The sequence below is a fragment of the Paenibacillus sp. KS-LC4 genome, from assembly GCF_036894955.1.
In the GTDB taxonomy this organism is placed as follows: Bacteria; Bacillota; Bacilli; order Paenibacillales; family Paenibacillaceae; genus Pristimantibacillus.
In genome coordinates, this window is sequence record NZ_CP145905.1 from 213,569 (window position 1) to 236,955 (window position 23,387).

Genomic DNA, 23,387 nt, shown 5'->3' on the forward strand with positions numbered 1-23,387 from the left:
GTGAGTGCAGTTGAGGATTAATAAATTTATTAGTGAAACCGGTTATTGCTCGCGTCGGGAAGCAGACAAGCTGGTTGAAGGCGGACGGGTGACGATTAATGGCAGCCTAGCGCTTCTGGGCAGCCAAGCGGAGCATGGCGATGATGTGCGTATTGACGGGAACCGAATTGGAGAGCATAAGGGCCATGTGTATATTGCCCTAAACAAGCCTGCGGGCATTACTTGTACGACAGAGCTGCATATTGAGGGCAACATTGTTGATTATGTGCGCCATCAGGAGCGGATTTTTCCTATTGGCAGACTCGATAAAGATTCTGAAGGGCTTATTCTCATGACGAATGACGGAGATGTTGTGAATCCGATTTTGCGTTCGGAGGGCAAGCATGAGAAGGAATATATTGTGACGGTGGATCGTCCGATTAGTGAATCGTTTGTCATTGGCATGTCCGAGGGTGTCAAAATTTTGGGCAGTATGACGCTGCCCTGTAAAGTGACGCGCAGTGCGGAGCGCGTGTTCCGCATCGTATTAACGGAGGGGCGCAACCGTCAAATTCGCAGAATGTGCGAAGCCTTCGGCTACCATGTGCGGAAGCTTCAGCGCGTCCGAATTATGAACATTCAACTGGGGGAGCTTCCTATTGGCGAATGGAGAGACTTGACGGAGCTGGAGAAAGCGCAGCTGTTTGACCTGCTGGATTATACGCCATCAGCACCGACAAGCTGAGCAGTCACTGAAAGAAGCGGAGGGGCTTAAGCTCGCAGCTCTCATGCTCTATAGAATATTGATAGGCGAATGACTGTATTTTATAGAAAAGCCGTCACTTCCATGCGAATGCATCGGAAGTGACGGCTTTTTCATCTTGCCCACTCGTTTATTTTTTTGAGTTGACCTTGAGCTCCTGCGCTTTCTCCAAATCTACATAGTTGCGGATAATGGATACTTCAACGCGGCGATTTTGCGCTCGGCCTTCCTCGGTGTCATTGCTGGCAAGCGGGCGATATTCGCCGTAGCCGCTGGCAGTGAACCTAGCTGGCGAGAGCTCCTTATTTTCAAGCAAAATATCCATAAATCGTACAGCGCGGGAGGAGCTTAAATCCCAGTTCGATTTGAAGAGATACGTATTGATCGGTTTGTTGTCCGTATGTCCCGAAACGATAATTTCATAGTCCGGATACTGCTGGAGCATCTTGCCGATGGAGATGGCCAGCTCGCGTGAGTCTTCCTTCACTTCGGAGCTGCCGGATGCGAACAGCGCCTCATCGCTAATCGTAATCATGAGCTGAGACTGGTTGAGCTTCGTCTCCAGGTCGGAGGTGAGACCATTTTTCTTAATGTAGTCATCAATCTGCTTCTTAAGCTTCTCCAGATCCTCTTGCTCCTGTTTCATCAGCTCTTCGCGGCGTTTCTGCGCATCGTCCTCCTCGTCATCGCCAGAAGCTGGCTTTTGCGACGAATCTTCAGGAGACGGCTCTTGTACCTCTCTTTGATCGCCCGTAGTAATCGCAGCCGGATCAGTAAGCAGACCCGTACCGCCCGTGAAGGCGATATTGAAGGCATTGCTCATTTCCTGGAATTTTTTTACGTCGACCGAGTTCATGGAATACAATACGATAAACAGTGCCAGCAGCAGAGTGAGCAGGTCGGCATAAGGAATGAGCCAGGATTCGTCGACATGCTCCTCATGTTCTTCGTGCCTATGCTTTTTGCTCACTTGCCCCTTCCTCCTTCTCCCTCATCTTCTCACGCTCGGTCGGAGTCAGGAATACCGACAGCTTTTGGTTGATTGCAATGGTGGATACGCCGGATTGGATAGAGAGCAAGCCTTCTACCATCATTAAACGGATTTGAACCTCTGCCTTCGACAGTCGTTTCAGCTTATTGGCGAATGGATGCCATAATACATAACCAGTGAAAATACCTAGCAGCGTTGCGATAAACGCACCAGCGATGGCGTGGGACAGCTTCTCAATGTCACTCATATCCGACAAGGCGGCAATTAGACCAACCACGGCACCGAGTACGCCGAGTGTAGGCGCATAGGTACCCGCTTGGGTGAATATAAGCGCACCGACTTTATGGCGGTCTTCCGTAGCGGCAATGTCCTCAAGCAGAACGTCGCGAACGAATTCCTGATCGTTGCCGTCAATAATCATCCGCATGCCGTTTCGCAGGAAGCTATCTTCGATTTCATCTACCTTTGCTTCAAGAGCGAGCAGGCCTTCGCGGCGGGTAATGCTGGCCCATTCCATAAATTGAGTAATAAGTTGTTCACGTGAAGTTAGATTCTGAGTGCCGAATACCATTTTAAACAGCTTGCCGGTTTTTGTTAGCTCTGACATGGGGAAAGCGATCATAACAGCTGCGACGGTACCCAAGATGATAATCATGTAGGCAGCAGGATTCAAGAGACTGGAGATTGGAGCTCCCTTTACCACCATCCCGCCAAAGATACCTATAATAGCTAGAATAATACCGATAATAGTTGAATTTTTCATTATACACCCCGTCCAATACAAATTCGAAAGTTCTCTATCTTTATTATCGACAGAAGGGGGCAAGGAGATTAGACCTGAAAAGGATTTAAACAGAAAGGCATTAAAAATTGCGGAAATGCGGTAAAATGAATAATACAAATCAATGAAAAGGTGGAACCTTATTATGGGCGTAAAGCATGCAAGGGAATATGCGGATATATTGAAGGAGCTTACAACGGCGGTCAGTGCGATTGAGGGCAGCTATTCCTTTTTTGAAATGGAGAAGGAGGAGTGGGAGGCGCTGGGAGAAGACGAGAAGCAAGAGGTGATGGAGGCATTGGCCGACGATGTGTTTTTCGGGCTAGGCGAGCAAACGATGATCGAGGTGGGCGCAGGCAAAGTTTCCTACCACGCGAAGCATCATGTCATTGAGGTGGCACAGGGCGATAATATCACGCACATGGTACGTTTGATTTAGAGCATAGGTCAAGCAAGGCATTCAAGGTATTCAAGACCCGGTCTTCTGGAGGAAAATCGGACTTTGCGAACGCTGTCGCTTCTTTACAACGAATGTCGATTCCGCTACAATAGGGTCTAACTTTAACAATGGAAGAATATATGACATCGTTTTTATGTAGAGGAGCACGCGATGAAGGACCGACAAACGATGCGAAAGATACCGGAATCGCTAGGCCTTAAGGGTGAGCGGCTGGCTGCCTTCTATCAGCCTATCTTGGCCATGGACACCAGAACAATAATAGGATATGAGGTGCTGGGCAGGGCCTGTGAAGGCGAGCGCGTACGCAGCTTGGGTAAGTTTTTTGGAGACGTCTCCATTTCGGTAGAGGATCATATTGCGGTCGATCGGATTTTGCGAGAGCAGGCGATGCGCAAGCTGGGTGCAGAAAATATAGAGTCGCTGCTGTTTATTAATTTAAAGCCGAACTGGATTCATCGTTATGGGCAATCTGGCGAGCTGTTTACGCTACAGTTGATTGATAAATACGGGATTGATCCACGCCGCATCGTCATCGAAATTACCGAGGAAAGCTTTAATGGCCCGATGGATGAGCTGCGCTCCATTGTGGATCTATACCGTTCGAGAGGCTGCCTCATTGCGATTGATGATGTGGGAAGCGGCTTCAGCAGTACGGATCGCATTGCCCATATTCAGCCTAATATATTGAAGATCGACATTCATATGATCAAAAAGAGCGCGACGCACAATGGTTATTTAGGTGCCCTTCGCTCCTTCTCGGCGCTAGCCGAGCAGATCGGAGCGTCACTGCTGGCTGAAGGTGTAGAGACGCGCCAGGATTTGGTGCGTGCGATTGAAGCGGGAGCCCGCTATGTGCAGGGCTTCTTCTTCTCCAAGGCGGAGCCGGAATTTCAGCAGGCGGATCGTTTCGCCGGAGCACTGGAAGCTGAGCTTGCCGAATACGTTCAGCAGCGCTTGCGCTCCGAGACGACTTGGCAGAAGGAAGCGGCCCAGCTTGCAGCCCTCATTGATAAAGGTTGTATTTGCAGACAGGAGAGCGAGCTAGGCAGAGCAGAGGAATTTAATGGATGGATTACCGGTTTGCTGGAGCAGCTGCCGCTGGGCTGCGTTCGTATCTATTTGTGCCGGGAAGATGGCATTCAGCTATCTGCCAATTATTGCAGGGTGGAGGCTGGCGAATGGGAGCGGCAGGAGGAATATTACGGGGCGAACTGGAGCTGGCGTCCTTACTTCATTCCTACCATTGCGCAGCTGAGCGAGATGCAGCGTACTCTTGTATCGCGTGCTTACGTCGATTTGGATACATGTGAATGGATTCGGACGATATCTATTCTTGCTGGTCCCGGACTTATTTTATTTGCAGATATGAAGGATTATGAACAGCAGACGGATCGGGAGCGGGAGGACGCTGCTTGCAGAACCACGACAGGATGATAAATCCGTAGTCGTGGTTCTTTTGTTCATTTAGAGGAAAGGATATGATGATTTCATCCCTTTTCTCTATTTTTTCGCGAAACGTACAGCTTGGCTGGGTGCATACGCCAAGATAAAGGAGAGGTAATGAGAAGTGTATCATGATTTCAAGCTCATAGAAGGCCGTCCAGTATCCATTCAAGTGAAAGATTATATGAAGCGTTTGATGATAAAAGGCGCGCTGCAGCCGCATCAGAAGCTGCCGTCGACACGAGAGCTGGGCATATTGCTCGGTGTTAGCCGCAATACGGTCATCGCCGCTTATTCGGAGCTGGCTGATGAGGGCCGTGTATATGTCCTGAAAGGCAAAGGCAACTATGTGTCAGAGGATTCGGCGGGCAGCATTGCCCCGCCATCCTTGTTCTGGAAATTGCCGTGGAAGGAGCGGCTGAGCAGGCAGGCTTTGCTTGCTGAGGAGCTGGATCTCATGAAGCGCGGCATTCGCGCTGGGAAGAATACGATTTCTTTTACGAGTATTGCCCCGGATGAGAAGCTGTTTGATCTGGATCATGTGAAGCAGGCGTTTCTGGGCCGTATGTCAGTGGAAGGCCATGTACTGCTGAACTACGGCTACGCCAAAGGCTATAAGCCACTGATCGCGTATCTGATGACGTATATGGAAAATAAGGGCGTGGATGTGCAAGGCAAGGATATGCTCATTACGGCCGGCTTTACAGAAGGCTTTGATCTTGTGCTGGCAGCGCTCCGGCCCGAGCACGGCGCAGTGATCTGCGAAAATCCTACCCATCATACGGCGATTAAAAACCTCAAGCTGCATGGCTTTGACATTAAGGGCGTTACAATGGAGCCTGATGGCATTCATTTGGGAGAGCTTGAACAGGCTTTGGAGGAGCGAGCGTTCGACTGTGCTTATTTCGTACCCTCCTACCATAATCCGACAGGCATTGTGATGTCGATGGAGAAGCGACTGGCGCTGATGCAGCTCATGAGCCGATACAAAATTCCCGTCATTGAGGACGGATTTAATGAGGAGCTGCGTTACTCCGGAGCGCATATGCCGCCGCTCATCGCTTCGGCGGGCAGCGGCAACAGCGTTATTTATATTGGAAGCTTCTCGAAGGTGCTGTTTCCCGGCCTGCGGGTCGGGTGGGTGCTTGCGGACCGTGAGCTGATTGATTATTTGGAAAGCATGAAGCGGGCCCGCAACATTCATACCTCAACGCTTGACCAATCGCTGCTCTATCAATATTTGCATAATGGAAATTTGCATAAATATTTGAAGCGTGCGCGAGCGGAATACAAGCGGAAATACGAGCTGACGCTGCAAACGTGCAAAGCTTTTGTACCCTATCAGACGCTTTCGGGGGATGGCGGGCTGCATTTGTTTGTGACATTTCCAGAAGCCTGCAGCGTGCGTGAGCTGCTGGAGGCGTGCGCGCGGCAAGGCGTAATTTTTACCCTAGGCCATTCTTTTTTTACGGATGGACGGGGCAGCAATACGCTGCGACTAGGATTTTCCCGCGTGACGGATGAGGATATTGTGCGCGGTATTCGGATTATTGGCGATACGGCAAAGCAGCTATGGGGCTTTGCATAAGCAGTAAAAGAGTTAGAGCAGAGCGAAGCAGGTACATTTTATTATTTTGAAAAGGGGATGCAGGCATTATGGTGCAGTATAACGTTTCACCGCTTGTAAAGAGCTTGCCCGCTTCGGGCATTCGCAAGTTTTTCGATATGGCCGGGCAGGATGAAAATATGATTTCGCTGGGCGTAGGCGAACCGGATTTTGCAACACCGGAGCGTGTTCGCGCTGCGTGCATACGAGCGCTGGAAAGCGGTCAGACGATGTACACGCCAAATGCCGGTCTGATGGATCTGCGCGAGGAAATCGCCGCCTATTTGGAGAGCAGCTTTCGATTAAATTACGAGCCGAACGATGAGATTCTGGTGACGGTGGGCAGCAGCGAGGCGCTTGATCTAGCCATACGCACACTGATCTGCCCGGGCGACGAGGTGCTGATTCCCGTTCCCAGCTATATCGCCTATTCACCTATTGTAGCGCTGCAAGGCGGCAGTATCGTAAACGTCGAGACGCATGAGCATGAGCAATTCAAGCTAACGGCACAATCGCTGCGGGAAAAAATTACCCCGCGCTCCAAAGTGCTGCTGATTAACTATCCGAACAACCCGACGGGTGCGGTCATGTCCTATGAGGATTGGCTCCCCATTGCCGAGCTGGTGAAGGCGCATAATCTGATCGTCGTTTCCGATGAGGTTTATGCGGAGCTGACTTACGAGAGCCAGCATGTAAGCATCGCATCGCTGCCTGGCATGCAGGAGCGGACGATCGTCATCAGCGGCTTCTCGAAAGCTTTTGCCATGACAGGCTGGCGCATGGGCTATGCCTGCGGCCCTGTAGAAATCATTTCGCAAATGCTGAAAATCCATCAATACACAGCGATGTGCGCACCTATAATGGGACAGATAGCTGCTCTGGAATCACTGCGCAGTGGATTGGCCGACAAGGATCTAATGAAGGAGGCCTATAAGCAGCGCAGGGCGATGTTCGTGGGCGGCTTGCAGAGGCTGGGGCTTTCCTGTCATATGCCGCAAGGGGCGTTTTATGCCTTTCCCTCCATTGCCCATACGGGGCTGAGCTCAGAGCAGTTCGCCTTCCGGCTTATGCAGGAAGCAGGAGTTGCTGTTGTGCCAGGGCATGTATTCGGCCCGGGCGGCGAAGGACGCATTCGCTGCTCCTATTCGGTATCGCCAGCGAAGCTGTCTGAAGCTTTGGAGCGAATAGGCAGTTATATGAGCCGACTGGGGCAGGATGAACCCCTGCAACAGATGCAGCAGTTGGAGCGGATTGGCGGTTAATTGGAGTAGTGGGGCAGGGGTTAGGCAGCAAGAGGAGGGGAAGAGGCACTACGTCTCTGCCTCTCCTCCGTAGACCATGCAATGGAATTCCGCCGCGCCTTGCGGTGTTGGGCGGATATACGTATCGGTAATGCGGAAGCCTGCCTTCTCGTATACGCGAATAGCGCGTGCATTCCAGGTCAGTACCTCCAAATCCAGCTCGCTGTGTGGAGCACGTCGGCGTGCTTCCTCTATCAGCAGTTCAACAAAGGCGGTGCCCGAGCCTCTGCTGCAAAGCTGTGGATGCCGGCCGAGGCCAAGCCGCAGCACGTCATCCCCGAGCGGGAAAAACTGTGCAAAACCAACGAGCTCCCCTTGGTCATCTAAAATAGCAGCGTATTGCTTCTGGCGAAGCTCGGGATCAGCGAACTCCATTTCTGCCTTCTCCATGGCATCCCATGCTGGCCATTGATAGATGCCATAAGGCGGCTCGTATTGCCAATCGCACAGCTGGCGGGCATGGGAGGCATCCATTGCGCCAACCCTCCAGCCGAATGACCGCTTCGCTCTGCCAGAAGCTGCACTCGCTTTTGTCATAATTACACAATCTCCTTATAGACCTCAATCGCGCGAGCGCGTGAAGCCTTCAAATCTACAATGGCATGCGGCTGCGGCAGGTGGACTTGCTTATCGGACAGATGGGCAAGCTCAGGCAGCCAGCGTCTAATGTAAGTACCGCTCGGATCATGAGCTTTGGACTGTGTGGCCGGATTCATAATACGAAAGTACGGCGCGGCATCGTAGCCGAGGGACGAGCTCCACAGCCAGCCGCCCCGGTTGAGCGTATGATCATAATCAGCCAGCTGGCGACGGAAATGCTGCTCGCCCAGCGTAAACGGGCACAGCAGGTTTTTCGTCAAAAACATGGCGGTCACCATCCGCAGCCGATTCGGCATTTCGCCGGTTTCATTAAGCTGCTTCATAGCGGCATCTATGATAGGAATGCCCGTTTTTCCTCGGCTCCAGGCCTCGAAATGCTGATCGTTCAGCGCGGATAAATCAAACTTCTGCTCATAGCGGTAAAAGTCCTCATTATATTTTCCCTGATAGAGAAAAAAATCCCGCCATGCCAGCTGCCTAATCCAAGGCTCGGCTCCAAACTGCTGCTGTGCTGCTTCATAGGCTTGCCTTGCCGATAGTGCTCCCGTATTCAAATAACGCGCCAGCTGGCTTGTTTGGTTTTCCGCAAACTGGTCGCGGCTGCCTTCATAGCCCGCCAAGCGGAGGCTTAGAAATTGCTCCAGCGCATCGGCTGCGCTCAGCGTTCCCGAGTCAGTCGGCGCGATTGAAGCATCCGTGGTATCGAACACAGCAAAGGAATCAGCCGATGTGCGGTCCGCCGCTTCTGTCGCGTCCGCTGCTCCCGCTGCCCGCAAAAAGGCTGACGCAGCCGGATGCTCCCGAGGAAGACGGAAGCGCTCTGCTATGCTGGCATCTATATTTTTCAGCGTTTTCAGCTGCTTCAGTGTTGTTTCGCCCGCAGGGGAATAATGGCTTTGCATAAAGGACTGCCACATGCGGTAAAAGGGCGTAAATACCTTGTAAGGCTCACTGCGTCTGGAAAACGAATGAAGCTCCTCCAAATCGGCGAGCGGTGCATCGTCGAGCGGCAGCCAGCGACGCCCCGCTGCGTGCACAACCTGCTGGATCGCTTGGTCTCGCATCCGGGCATACGGTGTATAGTCCATGTGGACGAGAACCTCTTCAATGGGATGGGCTTGCAGCAGCGCTTCGGTAATGGCGGCGGGATCGCCGTAAAGCACATGCAGCTGCTCGCCTGCCGCCTTGTATTGCTCTACTAGGGAGGCGGCCTGCGACAAGAAGGTTCTGCCGCTGTGGCACAAGAGCCGGTCACCATCCGCCAGTGACGGGTCTATGATAAGCAGATGAATGCCGTGCTGCCCAGAGCGGCGCACGTAATCAAAGCAGCGTAAATCGTTTGAACGCAGGTCTTTGCGGTGAATATATAAATACATGGAAACGAGCCCCCTTGTGTCCGTGCTAGAAAACAGAAAAGCCGCAGGCTATTTGTCCAAGGACAAACAACTGCGGCTTTACTGATTGAGACAGCAGCTTTTCGTTATGTAAGCGAAAAAAGCATGGTCTGGCTCTATTGCTCGCTTGCGTACTTGTCGTAAGCGTCTTGGCTCATAATGCGTGTAGCTGTCACGTAACGATCAGCGTAATAAGACTCGCTAAGTTTGCTAATAATAACGCCTCTACTTGAGGAGGAATGTGCAAACTTTCCATCCCCTACATAAATACCAACGTGGGAGATGCCTTTGCCATTCGTGTTGAAGAATACAAGATCGCCAGCGATCAGGTCACTCTTCTTCACTTCGCTGCCATCATTCGATTGCGCTTGGGAAGTACGGGAAAGATCGATGCCCATTTTATCGAAAACATATTTCGTAAAACCGGAGCAGTCGAAGCCTTTCGTAGTTGTTCCGCCGCTTTGGTACGGTGTGCCGATCAGATCAGCGATAACACCGTCCATCTTCGAATCCGCGAACACGCTGCCTGCTTGGAAAGCAAGCATTAATACAAGACCAACGAGTAGTGCAGTAACCTTCTTCAAAATTTGAAACTCCTTCCGGTGCCGACGAGGTTAGCTGTGGGGTTCGGTTGTGAAGGTTCCCTATGATTTCCAAGACACTTGAATCAAGCCGTCCAAGCATCGAAATCAATTCACCCAAAGTGGTTCCCCCGTATTTCTATACCTTTGCGGTATAAAAAATTAGGCTGGTTTAATTTTGCTCTGCGCTAATAATTCGTTTTTTTCACGTGATTTCCTCCTATATGAATGAATTTCTAATAATTCTCATGTAACCTTTTGGCTCAATTTTGCGTTAAAACAAGTTTCTTGCCTAATAAATGCTCGTTCTAACACCGTTCGCAAGCAAAAAATCATTTTGTCAGTTTATATGAGAAATAGGCGGCCAATATGCTAAGAATCGTACATTTAGGCTAGAATTATAGCGTAAAATGAAGAATTAGAGAGTTTAGTCAGCATCAGTCTAGGGGGTTGGTAAATAAATAGAAGCGTGGCCTACAGATGTTAAATAACTGAAAAACCCCGATTGCGGTCTCTTGTCCGCAATCGGGGTTTTTATGAAAAGGACTTTAGAAAAATGAGAATACTAAATGAGAATTAGGGAGGACTACCCTCATTTTTCTAAGTGTAATTTCCTATTTATGGGTGAAAAAGGTCTCATAAAAGGGCCAAAAAGGAGCCTGAAACGATCTTAAAATGATCTTAAAACACGCTCAGCGCTGCTTCGATTGCAGGCAATCGTATTGGGCAGCGAGCGTCCATACCTTCAACAAGGTACGGAGGAAATGGTAGGCTTGATGCATGATGAGTGCCAGCATTCCCGCCCAAGCATAGGAAAGGCCGGATACCAAAAGCGAGGCGGCGACAGCCAGCAGCCACATCATAAGAGAGAGGCCGGCATAAGGAAAAAGATTTCGGAGCGCCATACTGAGCGAGCGCATGGCGCCCGTGCCGGAGGCGGCGCCGAGCTGCATGGCGAGCAGCAGCAGGTGAACGAGAAAGCTCCACAGCAGCCAACCGCCAAAGCCTGGCAGCGTGCTTTGCAGTAGCTCGCCCAGCGAATGGCCCTCCAAAAGCAGCTTGAAGGCGCGAGGCAGAAGGAACCAGCCAGGTGCGAAAATAAGCAGCGCGCGCAGCCAATAGAGCAGCGTCACAGGCTTCCAAGCCTTGCGAATGCCTTGAAGAAACTGCGTTCCGCCTTTTTCGTCCATATGATGCAGCGAGTAGAGCAGCCCCGCATGGAACAGCGGGCTCAGCAGCATGCGGGCGGCGAATAGGCCGCCCAGCAGCCATAGATAGGGGGTAATCATATCTGTTTTTGTCAATTGAAACTGGGCCTCGCTGAGGAACAGCGAAACGGCCGAATCCGACGGATGCTGGTGAGGAAAGCGCCGCAGCAGCGGCAGTACAGTCATATCAATAAAGCGGTAAAGGAAAAGTCCCCATAATAGCTGGTACAGGAACAACGCAATGACGATATTGAAATGGCGGATGGCGAGCCGCCAGCCTTGCTTCATATGCTGCTTCATTTGTTAACCTCCTCTCTACCAGCCTACGGATGCGAGCAGGCCTTCAATAAGCTTCGTCAGGCCGAGGCTCCACCGAATGCGCGATTGCTCTGGCACTTCTGCACGCATAAAATTGTTAATATGCCGATTGTCCAGCACATTGCTGTTTTTCGGATCGACTGCTACCCATGCGAGCGGAGCGGCATGCATCACCTTGTACTCCATATGAGACTCGGCTGCGTCCCATATTTTAGAAATGGTTTCGCCGTCGGTAAAGGAGAAAACGAGCGGTATGGGTCCGTTTTGTCCGCCATTGCGCTTGATCAGCACGGTAGACTCATAAGCCGTTTGGCCATCCTTCTGCACTTCATTCACTCGAATAGCCTCCACTGAAAAATCCGCCATCAGGCTGCCATACACATACTGGTGAAAATAATCCTGCCATTTTTCCTTCGTAACCTGCTCGACGACTCGCTGGAAATCGGACGTCGTTGGATGCTTGAATTTGTATTTTTGAAAATATGTGCGCATAATTTTTTGCATCGTCTTTGCTCCGACCTGCTTCTCAATGCCGACCAGCACAAGCTTGGCGCGCATGTATACATTTTCCGCATACTCATCGCTGTTGTGATAGGCCCATGAAGGCTGCTTAAGCGGGGCAGGAGCTGTAATATAGCTGGCCTCCATAGCTAAATTGGGTTCAACGCCATAGGCGTTCTCCATCACTTTATCCTCTGCATACGATGTAAAGCCTTCGTCGAGCCAAGCTTCTTCGAACTCGTTCGATGCGACCATTCCGTACCAATACTGATGACCAATCTCATGTACAACGGTTCGCTCCAAGCTGTAGCCAGGGTTGTCGGAGTCAGCAGCTAAAGCGGTTACGAGCGTTGGATATTCCATGCCGCCGGCGCCATTCGCCCCTTTTGGCGGAACGACGATGGACAGCGTTGAATACGGATATTCACCGTACCACTCCGCGTATTTGGACAGCGACGATTTTGCTGCATGCATATAGCGGTCCTTTAGTCCCTCGTGGGCAGGGTCCATATAAAGCTTAATGCGTACGCCCGGAATGCCCGTTCCGGATAAGGTGTCCTCCGCGTATATGAAGTCGGGCGAGGCGGACCAAGCAAAGTCATGCACATCCTCGGCATAAAACGGATAGACGCTTTTGCCATTTTGCGTCACAGCCTCCTTCGTCTGAATGCCGGTTGAGGCTACCTTAAAGTTTTCTGGTACAGTAATCTGGGCGCTGTATAAGCCGAAATCACTATAAAACTCCGAATCGCCATGATACTGATGGACGTTCCAGCCTTCATTCGTTCGGCCGCGCGTGCCAGCCGTCTCATAAACGGCAAGCTTCGGAAACCACTGACCCGCCATGACGAAGCTGCCGGAATAGCCCATGCGCGCGAATACTTCAGGCAGTTTAACCTCGTAGGTCATGGAGAGCGTTACCGATTTGCCCGGTGCGACTGGAACGGGAAGTTTAAGCTTCGTCAGTGTGTAATCGTCTGTATTTCCGTCATCGGGCTGGACATAATGCAGGCGGGGAAGCAGGCTCTCGCCCTCCAACGTCTGCAAGGTGAGCAGCTTCATATAGCCTTGGCCGTCAACCGTAGCCTTGTCGCCTCTGAGCTGGCCGCCAGACTCGCGCATGAACGTCGATTTTTCGGATTGAAAGGCATTGGGATACAGATGAAAATACAGCTCGGACACCGTTTTTTTACCTGGATTCGTCCAAGTTACGGTCTGGGAGCCGTCCAAATACCTAATATCCTCTCGAAGTGCAACATGCATATTGTATTGGACGACTCTTTTGCTGAGCGTCTGCTCAGCATCAGGCTGGACAGAGTCGGGCTGCACCGGTGCTGCCGGGGCAGGCGGCTTGGCTGTTTGCGGTGCAGCCTGGATGCCTGCTGGTATACCGGCCGCACCGCTTGGCGGGGCAGTAGTTGTGTGGGCTGCGGCGCTATTTGCCAAACCAGCAAGTGGCGGGTCTGAGGTGCCGGAGGCGTACGTATACTGGGATAGCCAAGCGTTGCCGAAGCCATGATGCAGCGACAGTCCGAGCAGGACAGCCGATAGCAAAATGAGCGCGATTCGTTTGAAAGGTCCTGGAGTCATTGAACGTTTCCCTCCCGTTGACAAGCATCTACAGCATATATATGTCGGCTTGTACAGGAATAGTCTTATGGATTTGGTAAGAGAGGGGGAAGAGGCTGAAAATTACTTTTCTGAGGCCCAAAGATTTTATGCAACGATAGTGGTCCTAACTAAAAAAGATCTAAAATATTCAAACTAAAAGCTATACTTTATACACTACCAATTTCAAAAAGATGAACATACACTTAAGTTTGGGAGGAGTTGGACGAATAGGTCTATTACTCTAGAACCTGACTCGATTTCAGCTTGGATTAAAGGCAGGAGATTTTGCTCGTTCATAAATGTTAGCGCTTTCGTTTTTTCTAAAGGCGATAAATGCTGAATTTCCGGCTTGAAGCAGCCCCAAGCCCATTTTAAGACAGCGCAGCACATAGCATTCCAAATTTCAAAAATATTGAGGGTCGATAGAGCGTGGAAAACCAATTTTGAAGAGCGAGGTATTGCTATGGCACTATATATTGAATTTTTCAAGAAGGCCTTTCAAGAACGTTATGCGTTTCGTTTCAACTTTTACATCACAATTCTTGCAAGCATTCTGCTGCTTGTGATTCAAATTAATGTGTGGACGGCACTTTACAACAATAAAGAGAATATTGACAATATCCATCTTAATGAAATGGTTTGCTACATAATAATCTCAGCAATCGTCGTGACATTAACGCGATCGAATGCAGGAAGGAAAATTGCAGAGAGAGTTGAGAATGGAAGTATCATATTGGATTTAATGAAACCCGTTAATTTTAAGAGATATTTATTATCCGAGGACTTAGGAACGAATGTATTCCAAACCTTATTTGTCACGATTCCTGCTATAGCGGCTACCTTTTTGTTTTTCGACATCTCCCTATCGGTGGATATGAGGAATACATTACTGTTCCTACCGAGTCTTGTGTTAGGGATAATTATGGCTTTCCATATTCATTATATTTTTGGCCTTTTCTCGTTTTGGCTTGAAACCTCATGGTATATTCCGTTCTTTATAGGTGCCTTATTCGAACTCTTCTCAGGTTCTGTTGTTCCATTATGGTTTTACCCGCAATGGTTGTTCAATATCTGTCAGGCATTACCGTTCCGCTTCATTTTTTTTGAACCGATTGCTATTTTTTTAGGGAAGTACGGAATGCAACAATCGGTAACCGTTCTTCTCATGCAATCTGGATGGTTGGCGGTTATTATACTCGTTGAAAAATATGTATGGTCTAGAGTGCAAACCAAATTAGTAATACACGGGGGATGACGTATGCATTACGCTCAACTGTATTTGGAATTTATCAAATTAAGGATCATGGGGGTGGCCGAATACCGTAAAGCCTTTTTTATGGGAGGGTTAGCTCAGTTTGCTTCTTACGGGGCTGAATTTCTGATTTTATGGATTTTGGTAGATAAGTTTCAATCCATCAATGGTTGGGGAGCATATGAGGTGTTATTTTTGTTCTCTTTAAATCTATGTTCTTACGCACTAGCGGGATTTTTCGTTTTCACACCTACGACTCAACTAAGCAATATGGTGAAAAATGGTTCTTTCGACGAAGTGTTAACAAAGCCTCTTAATAGCTTCTTTTACCTGGTTTGCCGGGAATTCAATAGCGCGTACATAAGCCATTTTTGCCTCTCCATCGGGGTGATTGTCATCTGCCTAACTGGTATGGAAATGACCTTTACGTTTAAGGATATCGTTTTCCTGATCGTAGTGATAATTAGTGGGGCATTAATTCAAGGGGCAGGGTTAATTTTCACTTCAGTACCTTCATTTTGGATCATCGAAACGCAAGGTTTGCGAGAAGTTCTTTTCTTTCAAATTAAAAATTTTATTCGTTACCCAATCACCATTTACAACAAGGCGGTTCAAGTGATTCTGACCTTTATTCTGCCTTATGCGTTTATTAATTTTTATCCCGCGCAATATTTTATGACGAAAGATGATTTTGTTTTTTTTAATCATAACGTTCAATATTTCTCTCCGGTGGTTGGAGTTGTATGTTTTGTACTCGCTTATAGGTTTTGGTTATTTGGCGTCAATCATTACAAAAGTACGGGATCATAGGGGGGAACTATCGTGATAGAGGTCAGTAATGTAACAAGGGAGTTCAGAGTATTTAGACGCGAAAAAGGGTTTGCTTCGTCTATAAAGTCAATTCTGAACAGGAACTACGAAGTGAAGAAGGCTGTTAACAATATTAATTTTCATATCCAAGAAGGAGAACTTGTCGGATATATTGGGTCGAACGGAGCTGGTAAATCTACGACGATAAAAATGCTTGCCGGTATTCTTGTACCTACATCTGGGATTGTCCGGGTGAACGGTAAAGAACCGCACCGAAATAGGAAGGAAAACGCAATGAATATCGGGGTCGTCTTTGGTCAGAGGTCTCAATTATATTGGAATCTCCCGATGGAGGAAACCTTTGATCTATTCGCAAAAATATATAAAATTAACCCAACGGTTTTCCGTAACAATGTTGATTATTACGTAGATTTGCTCGAAATGGAAGAATTCATAAGGGTTCCGGTGCGTCAGCTGAGTCTTGGTCAAAGAATGCGTGCAGAGTTAGCGGTGGCCTTGCTCCATGAGCCAAAAGTACTTTATTTGGACGAGCCTACGATCGGTTTAGATGTAGCCGTAAAGGCCAAGATTAGAACCTTTATACGACAAATAAACAAATCAAAGAAAACAACCGTAATTCTAACTACTCACGATATGAAGGACATCGAGGAAGTATGCGACCGAATTATTACAATTAACAAAGGCGAAGTATTATTTGACGGTACTGTAGCCGGATTCAAGGACAATTTCAATCCGGGTCATGTGCTTACAGTCGATTTGGATGATCAGCGCAATAAAATAACAGATGGCAGGCTCAAGCTTCTTGTCGACGAAGGATTGAGGAAAAGCTTCTTAATTGACAAGAATGAACTCTCGGTCGCCCATGCGATATCCATCATTTCGAATAGCTACGAAATAAAGGACATGCAGTTGAAAGAGCCGGATATTGAGGAAGCGGTGAAGTTTTTATATGCTGCGGCAGCGAGAGAAAAATAGAGTATGTCGACTAGGGAGAAAGGCACACCGCATTTCCGGTAAAATTCTGAAGCAAATAATGGAAGGGTAAGCAGCCTTCAAACTGGAAATGGAGCGCTTCGGCATTCAGATGATATTAGCGGGCGGGGGAGGCGCTGCTGTCACCAACACGAACTTACCTGCCAATCGTTAAAGAATTGCTTGAGCAGCTTTCTTCTCAGATCACTGGTATTATCCATTGTACGGGTGGTGGGCAAGGGAAGTGCAAAGGTTTTGGTACAGGTGTTCATTATGTAAAAGACAATATGTTCCCAATACCACCTATATTCCAGGTCATTCAAGAGCAGGGCTCCGTTCCGCTCAAGGAAATGTATCAAATTTTCAATATGGGCCATCGAATGGAAATTTATTGCAAGCCAGAGGCTGCAAATGAGCTTATTGCCACTTCACAAAAATATGGGGTAGAAGCAAGAGTGATTGGGAAAGTCGAAGCAAGCGACAGCGATGTTAATCAAGTAACTATTTTCACCGAAGGCACGACGCTGGAGCTGTAAAGGATTTATTTAAAGCAAGAAATAAACATTTTACCGGATGGCGAGCTTTTTTTGGTATGATACCAAGAGAGGCCCGCCTGCTTTTATGAAATGAACTTTTGATTATAAAAGGCGTGTGCTTGTTTTATTGAAGCAAAACATTCAAAATGGAGTTATAGATGTGTTTCTGTAGGCTTAACAAATATGAGGGCAGGAAATGTGACGAGAGGACGTGTACGAACGAATGGAACAGCAAGGACAACCGGAGAAAAAAGAAAAGAAATCACTCGCGCTTAACGTCGTGAGCAATAAACAGCATAAAGGCTTTGGTGCAGGCACCATTGATCTAAGCCAAGTATCCTGCGTTATTATTGATGCGGGCGTCGCTTATATCGACGACGGCGCGATGCATGCGAAGAGCAAAGTGGAGCGCGGCATCAAGTTTTCCCCTAATAAAGAGGATACGCCGAATGGCCGCCAATGCTGGATTGTATGGGTTGCGGTAGAACGCGGAGAGAATGGCACGAACTACGCTGGCGCAACAGCTTGCGAAATGTGGATTGACACGGAAGCCCGCCGCGGGTGGAAAATCCTCCCTGATCATGTCAACAAGCTTGATCATGCGATAAAGCGCCGCTTCAACTTGGGCGAGCTGGGCGCAGAAGAAAAGGCTGCGTTCCGCAAGCTGTTAATTGAGCATAATGAAGAATGGTGGACCAATTCTTCCGATGAGCTGAAGCAGGCTTTGGAGGCGTAGGCTTACGTCTGCTTAACTAACTGAACGGTTACTGAAGTAATGTTATAAGTCATTAGGGCAGAGGCGTTCGTAACTTGAACGTCTTCTTTGTCATGGTTGTACGTAAATACAAAACATATTTATCGTATATTTTAATAAGGACGCTGATTTACTTGTTCTTAATTATAGATGCTTATTAAGGAGATACAACTTAGGAAGTTATCTTGACTAATCTAATTTATATGTGTATAATGAGGTGTATACACCTCATTATAATAATATAATACATATTTAAATACCCTGTGGATATTGATTTTTTCTTTCGCTTATGGTATCATCTAGTGTATACACTAGATGATATTTAATGAGTGAAGAAATGAGGTCTAAAATGGCACGCCCTAATCGGTATCAGATTATGGATCTCTACAAGTCAGAAATTGAATTTGTACTTCAAGAATTGAACAAAAATATTTTTAGCGTTGCTGATATAAATTCTGTTCTTTTTTCCAATCAATACAAATGGAAATTGCCTGCTTCAACAACAACTGAAGAGTTTTTAGAGTTTCTTGTTGAGCGAAGAAAAATCTTACGACAAGTCGCAATTATTTTAGGTGGTAGAGAAATAATTAGATATGTATTTAATAACAGCCAACTGGATCACGCCGAGTTTGCTGTTTCTTTATTTTCCAATCTGTATTTAAGCCATTATTCCGCAGTTACTTTACATGATTTGACTGATGAAATTGTAAAATCTATTTATGTAAACCGGGAACAGTCAGAAAAAAAAGGGGCGCCTTCCGTGGTGCTGCTACAGCAGAATATTGATCAGGCATTTTTAAAGCCTATGCGACAAACAAATAATTTTTTTGATTTTGAAAATCGCCGTATATATGTCCTGAATGGTCGCTACACAAATCAGTTAGGAATTATAAAGAAAAATGGACTGCAAGTGACAGATTTAGAGAGAACTTTGATTGACATTGCAGTACGACCAGATTATGCAGGTGGCGTTAATGAAGTATTGAATATTTATAGGCGTGCTAAGGGCTTAATTTCTGTAAACAAAATGCGGATGTACATTCAGAAATTAAAATATATTTACCCATATCATCAGGCAATTGGGTTTTATTTAGAGTTAGCAGGATACAATGATACTGCGCTTAAATTAATGTCAAATATACCAGTGGAACATGATTTTTATTTAACCTATAATATTATTGAAAAAGCGTATTCTAGTCGTTGGAGGCTATACTACCCTCAAAATTTATCATGATCATTTTGAAGAACCGCTTGAATTTTTCAAGCGGTTCTTCATTTATGCAGCAAGTATATGCAAATTGTTTCTAAGCAACAGATCTACTACATAGTTGAAGTAAAAATCAAAGCCTTTGAATTCTGAGCCTACAACACTATCCCTTAGTTTGATTTCATCTTGCTTATGAAACTCAAGTGTATCTGGAATTTTGGCTATTAGTTCAATGGGGACATTTTTAGCTTGGAAGCATGCTTTTAAATGGCGTATAGTATCCGGATGGTTAAAATCGATATGTACTAATGAACTTTCCAATACCGTGTAGATATCAAAAAAATCTCTAGGTCGTGCCTTTCCGAAATTCGCTTCTTTTCCAATACTAACATTATATTCGGCCATCTGTTGGCACACTGCTCTTAATTTTTCTAAAACAATAAGGGTGGGTGTATAAATGGGGACGATATATCCATCAAGTTCGGCCGTTGTTATATCCCCAAGATACTCATGCATTCCAAAATCTATTGATATATTTTTCTTTGTATCACTCACTGCAATTGATTTATTTGTCAACCAAACAGGCTCATTCTTATGCGCTTCGAATTTATCATTTTCAATGACTTTGAAATTGGCTCCATATCCTGCCCAGAAATAGGGTGTTTTTGGAGTTCTCGTTTTTGGCTTGGAAATCATTTTAACGTCGAATACTTTGAAACCATTATCAAAAAAAGTCCTGGAAAGTACAAATTCAAGGCGTTGGCGTACTTCTTCTAGGTTTGTAAGGCCAATGTTTTCAAAATCCTGAGACATGGAGAAATCTAAATCAATTGAAGCGCGGGAGTTCATGCCATATCCAATATCTAAGGCATTTCCACCCTTTAAGACTAGAGTATCAAGGAGATCATCATCTGAGAAAAGAGCGATAATAGTCAAAGTCCTAAAACGTCGTAATTCTTCCAAAGATAAGGCCACTAGCAAATCCCTCAACTTTCTGATATTCGACATATATCTACATTTTCTCACATATAATAGTACTTTGTGAAGTCTCTTCTAGTGTTTTTTCTAATGAACATTCCAGTGATAATTGCACCAGTAGCACAATAATCTTTTTTTAGTAAGGTGCAGGGGATAGCTAAGGCTCCAGCGTCTATTATAACGGGAAGGGGGAGAGCAAGATTCAAGATGAAGCATGGTTAATAGCGCTCCGCGAAGGCGGGCCTGCGGAATTCCAGTTATTCGTGCAGGAATATGGCGCTCATATTTATAGAACGGTTTATGCTGTGCTGCATTCGCCGCATGATGCGGAGGATGTTACCCAGGAAGTGCTGCTGCAAATTCACCGCTCTCTCCCCGAGTGCAGGCTGGAAGGCTTTAAAACCTGGGTGACCCGCATTGCTGTAAACCGTGCGATTGATTGGAAGAGGAGCAAGGCACGCAAGCCGGAAGAGCTGAGCGAATATGTGGACAATCTGGGACCGGACACTGATGGGCAAGGAACCGCGATGCCCGCGGAGCGCGCTGCGATCGAGCGGGAGGAACAACGCTACATACGAGAACAGGTTGAGCAGCTCCCGGAAAATTATCGCGAAGTCGTAAACGCCTATTATATAGAACAGAAATCATATGAGGAAATTTCGTCCTCAACCGGACTGGAGCGTAAAAGTGTAGAATCGCGCCTGTACCGGGCAAGAAACTGGATCAAGCGGCACTGGAGAAGGGAGGACTTTGAATGAGTCAACATGAGGAGCACAAGCATGGCGAGAGTTCGAGGACGAAACAGCAGGGCAAGCATGTGAATCATGTGGAGGCCTCCCTCCTGGAGCAATATGTGGCGAACTTGCTATCCGAGCCGGAGCGCGAGCAGATCGAGCGGCAGCTTGCTGGCTGTGACGAATGCTTAGAGCGATTTATGTATGTATTGGAGGCGGACATGGCTGGGGCGGAATTTACATCGAAGCTTCATGCAGAAGGAGCTAGCCCGCTCAATCTGGCGATTGAGCTCCCGGATTTTGAACAGATGGGCAGCAAGCTCAGCAGGCAGCTGTTTGGACCATCTGAATCTGAAAAACAGCAGCTGTCCATGCCGGGTCCGTTCCTTCAGGAGAAATCATTCCGCCGCAGGTCATGGCTTCAGCATCCAGCCACTCATTATACCGCTGCGGCGGTCATTACTCTGCTGCTGCTCGGTACAGGCGTACTGAACAACATTTCACAGGAGCTGGAAAAAATAGACCACAGCAGACTGCAGCATAAAGAGGAGCAGTTCATTCGAGACAAGGAGCAGCGCGAGTCCTCCTGGTCGCAGCAAATGATGAATCGCACTTCCCTCTGGCTGGATGGCATCGCCTCCAAACGGTTTAAATAATGAAGGATGAAGGAGAGATTAAGGAATGAATAGGGAGAAAAAGTCCATTGTTGCGCTGCTGCTGTCCATGTTTCCGGGATTCGGCCATGCCTACCTAGGGCGTCCGATCAGATTTATTATATACGCAGCAGGAGGATTTGGCCCGCTCGCGATTCTGCTTTTAATAGCAATCGTCAACTATATTGAAGATGACACAGCTTTTATTTTGTGCTTCATTTCATTTCTATTTTGGGGCGTTAATATGCTTGATATGATTGTAACGCTCATTGGAAGAAACAATGTAAATCATCGTCAGAATGGATATGCAGTCACAGGAGCAGGCGCTGGTGCAGGAGTACCGCCAAGTCCAGATCAGATATACAACGGCATGCCGCCGGGAGCGATGCACGCACAAGAAGACCTCTTAACCTACAGCGAGCAGAAAGAGCGCACGAATACGCTGCTGCTGTCCATCATTCCTGGCTTGGGTCATATGGCGCTTGGGCTTATGCAGCGGGGCATTGCGTTCCTCATTGCATCCATCGGCTTGTTCGCAGTTGTTATTTTTATATCGTTGGTGACGGGGACGGAAGAGTTTCTTATTTTCCTGCTAGGTGTGCCGGTCATTTGGATTTACAGTATGTTTGATGCGTCACAGCAGCTGCATCGCAAGAAACGGGGCGAGCCCTTGGAGGATCGGCCGTTTTTTGAAGAGATGGAGGAGTACATGAACAAGGGGCGCAAAAATAAAGCACTCGCTGCAACGCTGTCGCTCTTTCCCGGCGCAGGGCATCTCTATCTCGGGCTTCAAACACGCGGCCTGCAAATTATGGCTGGCTTTCTCGCCTCCGTGTACTTAATGGATGCGCTGAGGCTATCGATGTTTTTGTTTTTGCTCCCGCTGTTTTGGTTTTTTGCTTTTTTCGATGTCATGCGGCAGCTGTCTACCGAACCACAGGAAGGCTTAAAGGATCAAGCGATCATTACGCAGTTTGCTCCTTATCAGCGCTGGATTGGCATTGGTCTGCTGCTGATCGGGCTGTATTTTATGGGTGATCGTGTTCTGGCCGATTACGCTGCGCATTATTTTCCAAGATGGTATACCCAGTATCAAAATATAAAATATAATTTGCCGACCGCGCTGGTAGCCTTTGTTATGATTGCTGCTGGTCTGCGTATGGCATTTGGCAGAGGGTTTCAACGAAACAAAGGGCTTCCCCCTAGAGATTGGGAACAGGCGGAACCGCTGCGGAAGGGGAAAAACGAATGAAGCAGTGGCGTGTAGGCACGCTTTCGATGGGCGTTACGTTATTATTGATGGGGGTCGCTGTAGCGGTCTCCATCTGGAGCGGGACAGGGGCATACAATATGCTGCTATGGGTGGCGCCGCTTGTTTTTATTTTGCTCGGTGCGGAAATATTATTGTACATTTGGTTTGCGGGAAGCGAGCGGACGATGCTGCGTTACGATTGGATCAGCCTATTTATCGTTGGAATGATTGGATGCTTCAGCATTGCGATGGCGGGTCTGATTTCAACAGGGATTTTGGATGAGTTCCGCGGGGCGGTGCGTCAAATGGAACGGACGGCACTTATTGAGACGGCGCCCATCTCCGTGCCGGAGAAGGTCGATAAAATCGTCGTACAAGCGCTCCGTCCGGTAAGTTTAGATCAAGTGGATGGCGGAAAGGTGCAACTGCTGGGACAGGTGCAATATTGGGCTGCAGAGCCGATTGACACTTCAGAGCAGCTCGTTAGCACAAGCGTAGTGGGAACGGTCATGTATGTCATGGTTGGTGAATTTGAGCGGCATAACGGCCCGCTTCAGTCGAATATGTATAACGCACAAATGACGTTAGTGTTGCCGAAGTCTATTGAAATCGAGCAGCGCGGGTTTTAGGCACTTATCGAATATATAAAAAAAGAACCTTAAAGCGCTTGCTCCGATTGTT

23 protein-coding genes and 1 riboswitch are annotated in these 23,387 nt (G+C 47.7%); of the genes, 15 read left to right on the forward strand and 8 right to left on the reverse strand.

What is annotated here, in order from left to right:
- The first annotated feature begins 10 nt into the window (after positions 1-10).
- The gene (gene rluF, locus V5J77_RS00950; protein WP_338553936.1) at positions 11-724 is read left to right on the forward strand and encodes a 23S rRNA pseudouridine(2604) synthase RluF; all 714 of its coding nucleotides are present in this window, start codon (positions 11-13) and stop codon (positions 722-724) included.
- A 148-nt stretch (positions 725-872) separates the two neighbouring features.
- On the opposite strand, the gene motB is transcribed toward rluF, so the two are convergent.
- Together motB and motA are read right to left on the reverse strand one after the other, a co-directional pair.
- Positions 873-1,712 (reverse strand): flagellar motor protein MotB, encoded by an 840-nt coding sequence (motB, locus tag V5J77_RS00955; protein WP_338553937.1) that lies wholly within the window; start codon positions 1,710-1,712, stop codon positions 873-875.
- A complete protein-coding gene (gene motA, locus V5J77_RS00960) occupies positions 1,696-2,496 on the reverse strand; it encodes a flagellar motor stator protein MotA (RefSeq protein WP_338553938.1) in 801 nt (266 codons plus the stop codon). Before motA ends, motB begins: the two co-directional genes overlap by 17 nt.
- A 163-nt stretch (positions 2,497-2,659) precedes the next feature.
- On the opposite strand from motA, the gene V5J77_RS00965 reads away from it, so the two are divergent.
- From V5J77_RS00965 to V5J77_RS00980, 4 genes are all read left to right on the forward strand, one after another.
- Positions 2,660-2,953, forward strand: coding sequence for a hypothetical protein (locus tag V5J77_RS00965; RefSeq protein ID WP_338553939.1), 294 nt, complete (start codon positions 2,660-2,662; stop codon positions 2,951-2,953).
- A 171-nt stretch (positions 2,954-3,124) separates the two neighbouring features.
- The gene (locus tag V5J77_RS00970; RefSeq protein ID WP_338553940.1) at positions 3,125-4,408 is read left to right on the forward strand and encodes an EAL domain-containing protein; all 1,284 of its coding nucleotides are present in this window, start codon (positions 3,125-3,127) and stop codon (positions 4,406-4,408) included.
- Positions 4,409-4,541: 133 nt separating this feature from the next.
- Positions 4,542-6,005 (forward strand): PLP-dependent aminotransferase family protein, encoded by a 1,464-nt coding sequence (locus V5J77_RS00975; protein ID WP_338553941.1) that lies wholly within the window; start codon positions 4,542-4,544, stop codon positions 6,003-6,005.
- A 68-nt stretch (positions 6,006-6,073) separates the two neighbouring features.
- Positions 6,074-7,285 carry an aminotransferase class I/II-fold pyridoxal phosphate-dependent enzyme gene (locus tag V5J77_RS00980; RefSeq protein ID WP_338553942.1) on the forward strand — a complete coding sequence of 404 codons (1,212 nt, stop codon included), beginning with the start codon at positions 6,074-6,076 and terminating at the stop codon, positions 7,283-7,285.
- A 48-nt stretch (positions 7,286-7,333) separates the two neighbouring features.
- On the opposite strand, the gene V5J77_RS00985 is transcribed toward V5J77_RS00980, so the two are convergent.
- The 5 genes from V5J77_RS00985 to V5J77_RS01005 form a co-directional block, all read right to left on the reverse strand.
- On the reverse strand, positions 7,334-7,798 hold the full coding sequence (locus tag V5J77_RS00985; RefSeq protein WP_338556491.1) for a GNAT family N-acetyltransferase: 465 nt from the start codon (positions 7,796-7,798) through the stop codon (positions 7,334-7,336).
- Positions 7,799-7,863: 65 nt separating this feature from the next.
- Positions 7,864-9,300 carry a deoxyribodipyrimidine photo-lyase gene (locus V5J77_RS00990; protein WP_338553944.1) on the reverse strand — a complete coding sequence of 479 codons (1,437 nt, stop codon included), beginning with the start codon at positions 9,298-9,300 and terminating at the stop codon, positions 7,864-7,866.
- A gap of 134 nt (positions 9,301-9,434) precedes the next feature.
- A complete protein-coding gene (locus tag V5J77_RS00995) occupies positions 9,435-9,905 on the reverse strand; it encodes a C40 family peptidase (RefSeq protein ID WP_338556493.1) in 471 nt (156 codons plus the stop codon).
- Position 9,906: 1 nt separating this feature from the next.
- A riboswitch (cyclic di-AMP (ydaO/yuaA leader) is annotated at positions 9,907-10,078 on the reverse strand.
- A gap of 513 nt (positions 10,079-10,591) precedes the next feature.
- A complete protein-coding gene (locus V5J77_RS01000; RefSeq protein ID WP_338553946.1) occupies positions 10,592-11,407 on the reverse strand; it encodes a hypothetical protein in 816 nt (271 codons plus the stop codon).
- A gap of 15 nt (positions 11,408-11,422) precedes the next feature.
- Positions 11,423-13,516, reverse strand: coding sequence for a M1 family metallopeptidase (locus V5J77_RS01005; RefSeq protein WP_338553948.1), 2,094 nt, complete (start codon positions 13,514-13,516; stop codon positions 11,423-11,425).
- A gap of 370 nt (positions 13,517-13,886) precedes the next feature.
- Here V5J77_RS01005 and V5J77_RS01010 point away from each other — a divergent pair, with 370 nt between their 5' ends.
- From V5J77_RS01010 to V5J77_RS01035, 6 genes are all read left to right on the forward strand, one after another.
- Positions 13,887-14,792 (forward strand): ABC-2 family transporter protein, encoded by a 906-nt coding sequence (locus V5J77_RS01010; protein WP_338553949.1) that lies wholly within the window; start codon positions 13,887-13,889, stop codon positions 14,790-14,792.
- Positions 14,793-14,795: 3 nt separating this feature from the next.
- The gene (locus tag V5J77_RS01015) at positions 14,796-15,599 is read left to right on the forward strand and encodes an ABC-2 family transporter protein (protein WP_338553950.1); all 804 of its coding nucleotides are present in this window, start codon (positions 14,796-14,798) and stop codon (positions 15,597-15,599) included.
- Positions 15,600-15,611: 12 nt separating this feature from the next.
- The gene (locus V5J77_RS01020; RefSeq protein WP_338553951.1) at positions 15,612-16,595 is read left to right on the forward strand and encodes an ATP-binding cassette domain-containing protein; all 984 of its coding nucleotides are present in this window, start codon (positions 15,612-15,614) and stop codon (positions 16,593-16,595) included.
- Positions 16,596-16,771: 176 nt separating this feature from the next.
- The gene (locus tag V5J77_RS01025) at positions 16,772-17,128 is read left to right on the forward strand and encodes an AIR synthase-related protein (protein ID WP_338553952.1); all 357 of its coding nucleotides are present in this window, start codon (positions 16,772-16,774) and stop codon (positions 17,126-17,128) included.
- 223 nt (positions 17,129-17,351) lie between these two features.
- Positions 17,352-17,864 carry a YwhD family protein gene (locus tag V5J77_RS01030; protein ID WP_338553953.1) on the forward strand — a complete coding sequence of 171 codons (513 nt, stop codon included), beginning with the start codon at positions 17,352-17,354 and terminating at the stop codon, positions 17,862-17,864.
- Between the two features lie 343 nt (positions 17,865-18,207).
- Positions 18,208-19,116: a hypothetical protein gene (locus tag V5J77_RS01035; RefSeq protein WP_338553954.1), complete on the forward strand. Its 909-nt coding sequence runs from the start codon at positions 18,208-18,210 to the stop codon at positions 19,114-19,116.
- Between the two features lie 42 nt (positions 19,117-19,158).
- Here V5J77_RS01035 and V5J77_RS01040 read toward each other — a convergent pair whose 3' ends face one another.
- Positions 19,159-20,064, reverse strand: coding sequence for a nucleotidyl transferase AbiEii/AbiGii toxin family protein (locus V5J77_RS01040; protein ID WP_338553955.1), 906 nt, complete (start codon positions 20,062-20,064; stop codon positions 19,159-19,161).
- Positions 20,065-20,330: 266 nt separating this feature from the next.
- Between V5J77_RS01040 and V5J77_RS01045 the strand changes: the two genes are divergently transcribed.
- The 4 genes from V5J77_RS01045 to V5J77_RS01060 are packed head-to-tail and all read left to right on the forward strand — an operon-like array spanning position 20,331 to position 23,335.
- Positions 20,331-20,825 carry a sigma-70 family RNA polymerase sigma factor gene (locus tag V5J77_RS01045; RefSeq protein WP_338553956.1) on the forward strand — a complete coding sequence of 165 codons (495 nt, stop codon included), beginning with the start codon at positions 20,331-20,333 and terminating at the stop codon, positions 20,823-20,825.
- The gene (locus V5J77_RS01050; protein ID WP_338553957.1) at positions 20,822-21,457 is read left to right on the forward strand and encodes a zf-HC2 domain-containing protein; all 636 of its coding nucleotides are present in this window, start codon (positions 20,822-20,824) and stop codon (positions 21,455-21,457) included. The genes V5J77_RS01045 and V5J77_RS01050 overlap by 4 nt, the downstream gene beginning before the upstream one ends.
- 25 nt (positions 21,458-21,482) lie before the next feature.
- A complete protein-coding gene (locus V5J77_RS01055) occupies positions 21,483-22,706 on the forward strand; it encodes a hypothetical protein (protein ID WP_338553958.1) in 1,224 nt (407 codons plus the stop codon).
- The gene (locus V5J77_RS01060; RefSeq protein WP_338553959.1) at positions 22,703-23,335 is read left to right on the forward strand and encodes a hypothetical protein; all 633 of its coding nucleotides are present in this window, start codon (positions 22,703-22,705) and stop codon (positions 23,333-23,335) included. Before V5J77_RS01055 ends, V5J77_RS01060 begins: the two co-directional genes overlap by 4 nt.
- The last annotated feature ends 52 nt before the right edge of the window (positions 23,336-23,387 follow it).